The following is a 6,959-nucleotide window of genomic DNA, read 5'->3' as shown; positions in this document are numbered from 1 at the left end:
CGCCCGTACCCGATCGCCGCCGCCCGCCCGATCCCGGACGAACCACCCGTCACCAGCACCGCGGCACCCTGCAGACCCAGCTCCATGAACGCACTCCATGAGATAGTTAGTCGGCTAATACTCAAAACTTAGCCGACTAACTATCAGCACACAAGTGTCGAGATCTAGTCGCACAGTCAGACGGCGGGCGGGACGGCCACGACCTTGCCGTGGATCTGTCCCGCTTCCGCCTGCTGGTGGATGGCGGGCAGCTCGCTCAGCGGCACGCGCTGGGCGATCTCGACGTGGAGGTCACCGCTGTCGATGAGGGCGACGAGGTTCGAGAGCACGTCCGCGTCGGGGTGGACGAAGACCGTGGCTGCGCGGACGTTTCGCTCCTCGTCGCTGGGCGTTGTCACGGTCGGTGTCGTGGAGACGACCACGCCGCCATCACGAACTCGTGCGACCAGGGCGCTGAACCCGTCGGGGGTGATCGGCGCCAGGTTGAGCAGCAGGTCGACGGGCTCGGTCACAGCGTCAAGCACAGGGGTGGCGGTGTGGTCGATGATCTCGTCCGCTCCGGCGGCCTTGACGATCTCGCTGCTGCGCGGGCTGGCGGTGGCGATGACGTGGGCACCGGCGCGCTTGGCCAGCTGCACGGCGTACCCGCCGACGGGGCCGCCGGCACCGTTGATCAGCACCCGCTGGCTGGCCTTGAGGTCGCCGGCCTCGAAGAGCGCCTGTGAGGCGGTGAGTCCGACCGACGGCACTCCGGCGGCGTCGGCCAGCGGGGTGGCGGTGGGAGCCTTCACCAGCACCTCCGCGGGGGCGACGACGTACTGCGCGGCCGAGCCGTTCGCGTTCATGGGGATGAGCCCGATGACGTCCTCGCCTACGGCGAGGCCGTCCACCCCCTCGCCGAGCGCGTCGATCGTGCCGGAGACGTCGTAGCCCGGGGTGTGCGGCAGCGTGATCGGGATGGGCAGGAAGCCGCCGCGGATACCGCCGTCGGCCGGGTTGTAGGCGGATCCGGCGACCTGGATGCGCACCTCGCCCGGGCCGGGAACCGGCTGGTCGGCGTCCTCGTAGCGCAGAACCTCCGGGCCGCCCGTTGCGTGGAACCGTACTGCCTTCATGATGTTTCCCTTCGGTGATGTGCTTCGGATTCGAAGCAACTGTGACCACCGTAGCTCTACTTCGAACTCGAAGCAAGTGCTTCGAGTTAGAAGCACTGCTAGACTCCGCCCATGACCTCACCGCGGCCTTCTCTGGACGCCACGCAACTGGGGGCCTACTTCGCCCTCATCGAGGCGAGCAGCCTGCTGAAGCACGCCGTCGAGCAGCAGTTGCGAGAGGCCGGGGATCTCAGCTACGTGCAGTTCCAGCTCCTGGCCACCCTCGGCGACTCCCCGGCGGGCAGTCAGCGGATGACCGATCTGGCCGACGGCGTCGTCTACAGCCGCAGCGGACTGACCTACCAGGCCCAGACGTTGGAGAAGCGGGACCTCGTGACCCGGACGCCGTCCTCCGATGACGAGCGCAGCACCACCGTCACCATCACCGACGAGGGACGCGCTGTGCTCGCTCGGGTCTTCCCTGGTCACATCGCGGTCCTCGATGACCTGCTGTTCGCCCCGCTGTCGCGCTCCGATGTCGAGACACTCGCCGACATCCTGGCCCGCGCCCGAGACCACATGCGGCAGACACCGCCGCGGTCGGCGGCACCAAGGCGAAGCAAGAAGCCGGCTGGAACTACTGACCAAGCTCGATAGATCGCCGGGGTTGCACGTTGCTGCAGTTCGGTGTTGCTGGCCCTGATGGTCCGGTAGCGTCTCGCGCGGGGGAATCACTCAACTGCGGACTTGGTGGGGAATTGTGAACATCGACTTCGGGCTCGACCCGACGTTCTCGTGGTACGTCGTCCTGCTGTGCATCAGCGGCGCGGCGATGGTGGGGATGGCGCTCGTGAAGAGCACCGGGCAATCGAACGGCGCGCGGATCCTGAGCGGCGTCGTGGGTGCGGCCTTCCTCGGGTACGGCGTCTTCCTCGGCTTCATCTCCGAGGGGGACAGCTACTGGATGTTCTTCCAGGCGTTCTTCCTGCCGGCGATCCTGGTGGTCAACTTCGTCCGCGGCGCCCTGGCCCGTCGGTCGGAGCGACCGAGAGTCTGATGCACGTCCTCCGCCGCGCCGACCAACCAAGCGTGCCCTGGAAGAACGGCCTGGGCATCACGTACGAGGTGGCGCGGTCGGAGGGTGCCGACTTCGACTGGCGGCTGAGCTTCGCGGAGGTCGAGCGGCCCGGTCCGTTCTCCAGCTTCCCCGGGGTTGATCGCATCATCACGCTGGCGGCGGGTGAGCAGCTCGCGCTGACGATGCCGGGCGGCGATGTTCACGTCCTGTGGCCGTACGAGCCGTTCGCGTTTCCGGGCGAAGCCGAGGTTCACGGTGACCCGTCGGGCTCGACGATCAACCTGAACGTGATGACGCGCCGGGGCCGTGCAACGGCGGCGGTGGCGTGTCAGCGGATCGCCGGCGAGGAGAACGTCCATGGCGCGGACTTCCTCGCGGTGCTGGACGGTTCGCTTGCCGTCGATGGTGTCGTGCTCGGGCCGCGTGATGTGGTCTGTGATCCGTCCGACGGGCTGACGGTCACCGGCAACGGAGTGGTGGCCGTCGTCAGCATCTCCTGAGGGCAGACTTGCCGGATACTCCGGGCAGACTTCGCTTGCAGGGCGGGTGATCGCGCCTGGGTGCGGATAGCTTGCTGGCATGGTTCAACTCGTCACCGAAGGACCCGAGTACGACGCCGCCGTCGCGATCTGGAACGGGGCTGTCAGCAACCGCCCGGTGGTGGTCGCGATCTGTACGACGACCGCCGACGTACGGGAAGCGATCGCCGTGGCCCGCGACCGCGGGTTGCCGCTGTCGGTCCGCGGCGGCGGTCATGACTGGGCCGGTCGCGCGCTCCGGGACGGCGGTCTGGTGATCGACCTGACCCGGATGCGGCAGGTCTCGATCGAGGATGGTGTGGCAACGGTGGGCGGTGGTGCGACGGCTGAGGACGTCGCCGCGGCCGCGGATCGGCTGGGGCTTGCGGTGGCGACTGGGACAGTTGGCACGGTTGGATTGCTGGGGCTGACGCTTGGTGGGGGCTACGGTCCGCTCAGCGGGCGCTTCGGTCTCGCGGCCGACAACTTGCTGGGTGCGGAGGTCGTGCTCGCCGACGGGAGCGCCGTACAGGCTGATGGCGAGCTGCTGTGGGCGTTGCGTGGTGGCGGCGGCAACTTCGGCGTGGTCACGTCCGCCCGGATTGCCGTGCATCCGTTGGCCGAGGTGCTCGTCGGCTCGTTCGCCTTCCCGTTCGAGGAGGCCGAGCAGGTCTTCCTCCGGTACGGCGAACTCCTCGACTGTGGACCTGATGAGCTCACCTCGGTGATCGCCATCGTGGCCGATCCCGAGGGCAATCCGCTGGTCTCGGCAGCGCCGACCTGGTCGGGAGATCTTGCCGAGGGCAAGGATGTCCTCGACGGGTTCACCACGCTCGGTACTCCGTTGCAGGCGGAGCTGACTGTGAAGTCCCCGCTGGCGAAACTGCGTGAGTTCGACGGTGCGTTCCCGGACGGGGTCACCTATGCGATCCGCACTCGCAACGTCGCCGGCTTCACCCCGGATGTCGTGACGGCGTTGCTCGAGGCGTACGCCGCCCGCACCTCGCCTGGCACGTTCATCAACATTCATCACTTCCACGGCGCCGCGAGCCGGATGCCGATCCGGAAGTCCGCCTTCGGTCTGCGGGACGACCACTTCATGCTCGAGTTCATCGAGGTCGGTGGCGACGGCAAGTGGGCGCGGGCGGCGAGCACCCTGCTGGCGCCGTACTCGCTGCCTGGCGGCTACCCCAATCTCCTCGGTCCCGAGGACGTGCAGCAGACCGCGGCGGCGTACGGCCCGAACGCCAACCGGCTGCTCCGGATCAAGCGCCGCCTGGACCCACGCGGCGTCTTCACCGCGACCGCGCTGCCGGCCGGTGTATCAGGCGACCAGGGTGCGGACTCCGAAGAATAAGCCGGTCGTCGCCGGCGGCTTTCTGCTGCATTCATGAATTACCCAAACAAACGCTCCGCGTAAACAATTCATGACATTGGGCTATTGCTCAATGCTGAGTGTACGTGCTTGCATTCCCCCAGTAATCGGTCACCAATTTCCTGAGGGGGGAATCCGATGCCACGTCTGTCTTTGCCCGCCCGCTTCGCAGCAAGTCTGTTGATGCTGGCGGGTTTCCTCACCGTTGTTTCACCCGCGGAGGCCGCAGTCCCGGACCGGAAGGGCTGGGCGCTGTGGAACCAGACCTCCGGCTCCGTCGTGCCGAGCGGCACCTGGCCGGTCGGAAGCTCCGTCATCCCGATTTCGCCGGGCCGCTACCAGGTCAAGCTGGTCGGCCAGGGCGCGCCACAGGGCGTCGTACACGTCACGGCGATCAACAACACGCCGCACTGGTGCCAGGCCGAGAACTGGGGCCAGTCCGGCGCCGACGAGATCATCAACATCCGCTGCTACCGGGCCGGCGGCGCGCTGGACGTGTCGAGCTTCAGCGTCTTCTTCGTCCGCGCCTCCGGCGGTCCCGCGCCCGGCCCGTACGGGTACGTCGACTCGTCCGCCACCGGCGCGCTCTTCAGCCAGTACAACTCGACCGGCGCCGGCAACACCTCGACCAACCTCAGCGTCGGCCAGTACGAGGTGAAGTTCCCGGGCCTGGTGGCCGGTGGAACGCTCGACGGCAGCCTGCAGGCAACCGCGGTCAACCCGCAGCAAGGCGCCCGCTGCAAGATCCGCAACTGGGTCTCCAGCGGCAGCGGCCAAGACGTCAACGTCCTCTGCTTCAACGCCGCCGGCGCCCTGCTGAACACCCGCTTCACCCTGACCTACCAGTACAAGGTCTCCCTGTACGGCGCCGCCGTCCCACCCAAGTACTACGGCTACTTCCTGAACCAGCCACCCGCCGGCCCGCCCTCCACCAACCTCAACTCGATCCTCGGCCTGGGCGCCAACACCATCATCTCCGCCGGTCTAGGCCTCTCCCTGGTCACCTTCCCGCGGATCGCCTTCACCCAGAACACGGTCCAGGTCACCGCCTACGGCTCCAACCCCAACTTCTGCGGCCTCAACACCTTCTGGACCAACAGCACCTCCGGCCCAGACCTCATAGTCCGAGACGTCAACTGCTTCACCAACGCCGGCGCCCCGGTAAACACCGGCTTCACAGTCAGCGCCAACTCCATCCTCTGACAGCCGCCGGAGCCCACGCTAACCAGGTGTGGGCTCCGTTCTGTTGCTCAGAGATCTTCCAGCGAGATCGAGGCGAACAAGTCCGGTGAGCATTCCGGGCAGTCGGGCTGCGCCACTCGGTGGTCGCGGAACCATAGTCCGGTGTCCCGGGCGTTGCTCTCGGGGAGTGCGGCCAGCCGCAGTTGTTCGATCCTGGAGATGTCGACAGGGAGGGCCGCGATGCTGCTGCGGAACGCGATCAGGTGGCAGTCGATCAGGGCATCGTCCGACATTCGCTGGAGCACTCGGTACTCCCAAACGCCATCGCGTCGTGCGCTGAAGAAGTTGTCGCCCGGATGGCGAGGCAACAGGACATGGGTGGCGTCGGGCTTGAGATGGGCGATGCTCGACTCGTACGACTTCGAGGTCAAGTCGCGGTCGAACGCCTCGGTCATGAGTCTGGCGAGCGTCGCTGTGGAGACAACCCGCACTGAGGAGGCGTCGTACGGTCGGCGCCAGCCACCGCGTCGGAGCGAGAGTGAGGTTGGCGGCTCGGCGCGGACAGGCCACTCGCCGTACGTTTTGAGGTAGGTGTAGTCGAAGCCGAGGTCCTTGAACTGCTCGATCAGCCAGGCCTTTTGCGCGGGTGAGGCGGTCGTCCACAGCCAGTAGAAGGTGAAGGTGCCGGGACCTGGCCAACCGGGAGGCCCACTGCGCGCACCGATTCGGCCGCCGCCGAGGAGGCCCGGCAGGTTGTGCACGACATCGGCCAGTCTGCGGATACGCTCCACGTCCGGTTCCTTGGAGCGAAGCCGTGCGGCGGCCTCACCGCGGATCTCGATGACCGCCTGGTAGACCAACCCGGCCGCGACCCGTTGCTCTTCACGACGTAACTTGCGCCCGTGCATCGTGTCAGTGTGTCACTTGGCACCGGTCCAGACGATGCGGTCGGTGAAGGTGCCCTTGGTGGCGGCCTTGGCGTGGCGGATCTTGTCTAGATGGGGCTCGGTGAGGTTGAGGTCGGCGGCCAGGGCGTAGGCGACTTCGAGGATGTCGGCCAGTTCGTCGGGGGCGTCCTCGTCGGTGGCGGCGAGGAATTCGGTGACTTCTTCGGTGAGTTTGGCGCGGAGGCGGTTGCGGTACTCGGCGGGGTCTGCGGTGTAGTAGGTGGGGTCCTCGCCGTTCGCGCGGATGATTTCGGGGATCCGGTCACGGACGAGCTTGCTGGTGTTGGTCACCTGGGCAGCATGTCAGCCGCTGGGGACAGTCGTCTGCTGACGGACAGGACGTGTGGTCCCCGCGCTCGGCATCGTCGGCGCGGGGGAGCCAGCAGGCGTATACGTTCTGTCGCTCGGCGGGCCGCGGTGTCGGTAAGAACACGTAGTAGTACCCCCTGAGCGGCGTTGCCGGTTGCCGCCCACGCTCAGCGAGTGCCGAACCTGGGACCATTACGTGTCGTTAGCGACGCCAACAGACGAGCCGGTAGCGGTGTGCGCGGCCCGCGGGCGATCTGCCGACGGACAGGACGTATAGGTGTGCTGGACGTCGTCGGTGCGCTCAGCGTCGTCGGCGCGGGGGAGCCAGCAGGCGTATACGTCCTGTCCTTCGGAGGATCGGCCTCAGCCCAGGCCGGCGGCTTTGAGGAGTAGGTCTCGGACTGCGGTGGCGGGGACTGGGCCTTCGCCTACCAGGGTGGGGTCGGTGCTGAGGAG

Annotated in this window: 8 protein-coding genes; 5 read left to right on the top strand and 3 right to left on the bottom strand. The window is 67.2% G+C overall.

Translation table 11 applies throughout. The features are described from left to right. Positions 1-176: 176 nt before the first annotated feature. Complete coding sequence (locus E1261_RS41890) at positions 177-1,115, bottom strand: NADP-dependent oxidoreductase (protein WP_132415393.1); 939 nt, start codon at positions 1,113-1,115, stop codon at positions 177-179. A gap of 111 nt (positions 1,116-1,226) precedes the next feature. Between E1261_RS41890 and E1261_RS41885 the strand changes: the two genes are divergently transcribed. The 5 genes from E1261_RS41885 (at position 1,227) to E1261_RS41865 (ending at position 5,268) form a co-directional block, all read left to right on the top strand. After that, positions 1,227-1,751: a MarR family winged helix-turn-helix transcriptional regulator gene (locus E1261_RS41885; RefSeq protein WP_132415390.1), complete on the top strand. Its 525-nt coding sequence runs from the start codon at positions 1,227-1,229 to the stop codon at positions 1,749-1,751. A 103-nt stretch (positions 1,752-1,854) separates the two neighbouring features. Further along, positions 1,855-2,151, top strand: coding sequence for a hypothetical protein (locus E1261_RS41880; protein ID WP_132415387.1), 297 nt, complete (start codon positions 1,855-1,857; stop codon positions 2,149-2,151). Further along, positions 2,151-2,672, top strand: a complete 522-nt coding sequence (locus tag E1261_RS41875; protein WP_132415384.1) for a HutD/Ves family protein — start codon at positions 2,151-2,153, stop codon at positions 2,670-2,672. Before E1261_RS41880 ends, E1261_RS41875 begins: the two co-directional genes overlap by 1 nt. 79 nt (positions 2,673-2,751) lie before the next feature. After that, on the top strand, positions 2,752-4,047 hold the full coding sequence (locus tag E1261_RS41870; RefSeq protein ID WP_132415381.1) for an FAD-binding oxidoreductase: 1,296 nt from the start codon (positions 2,752-2,754) through the stop codon (positions 4,045-4,047). Positions 4,048-4,203: 156 nt separating this feature from the next. Beyond that, positions 4,204-5,268: a hypothetical protein gene (locus E1261_RS41865; protein ID WP_132415378.1), complete on the top strand. Its 1,065-nt coding sequence runs from the start codon at positions 4,204-4,206 to the stop codon at positions 5,266-5,268. A 47-nt stretch (positions 5,269-5,315) separates the two neighbouring features. Here the strand turns inward: E1261_RS41865 and E1261_RS41860 are convergent, their stop codons facing one another. Together E1261_RS41860 and E1261_RS41855 are read right to left on the bottom strand one after the other, a co-directional pair. After that, positions 5,316-6,155, bottom strand: coding sequence for a hypothetical protein (locus E1261_RS41860; RefSeq protein ID WP_132415375.1), 840 nt, complete (start codon positions 6,153-6,155; stop codon positions 5,316-5,318). A gap of 12 nt (positions 6,156-6,167) precedes the next feature. Next, positions 6,168-6,485, bottom strand: a complete 318-nt coding sequence (locus tag E1261_RS41855) for a nucleoside triphosphate pyrophosphohydrolase (protein WP_132415372.1) — start codon at positions 6,483-6,485, stop codon at positions 6,168-6,170. Positions 6,486-6,959 lie beyond the last annotated feature (474 nt).

Source organism: Kribbella albertanoniae (assembly GCF_004348455.1).
Taxonomy (GTDB): Bacteria; Actinomycetota; Actinomycetes; order Propionibacteriales; family Kribbellaceae; genus Kribbella; species Kribbella albertanoniae.
This window is presented reverse-complemented; position numbering and strand designations above follow the sequence as displayed.

Bases quoted from the DNA above. Each gene is read 5' to 3' on its own strand.
- E1261_RS41885 (WP_132415390.1), top strand. From the start codon at position 1,227: ATGACCTCACCGCGGCCTTCTCTGGACGCCACGCAACTGGGGGCCTAC.
- E1261_RS41870 (WP_132415381.1), top strand. From the start codon at position 2,752: ATGGTTCAACTCGTCACCGAAGGACCCGAGTACGACGCCGCCGTCGCG.
- E1261_RS41860 (WP_132415375.1), bottom strand. From the start codon at position 6,155: ATGCACGGGCGCAAGTTACGTCGTGAAGAGCAACGGGTCGCGGCCGGG.
- E1261_RS41865 (WP_132415378.1), top strand. From the start codon at position 4,204: ATGCCACGTCTGTCTTTGCCCGCCCGCTTCGCAGCAAGTCTGTTGATG.
- E1261_RS41890 (WP_132415393.1), bottom strand. From the start codon at position 1,115: ATGAAGGCAGTACGGTTCCACGCAACGGGCGGCCCGGAGGTTCTGCGC.
- E1261_RS41875 (WP_132415384.1), top strand. From the start codon at position 2,151: ATGCACGTCCTCCGCCGCGCCGACCAACCAAGCGTGCCCTGGAAGAAC.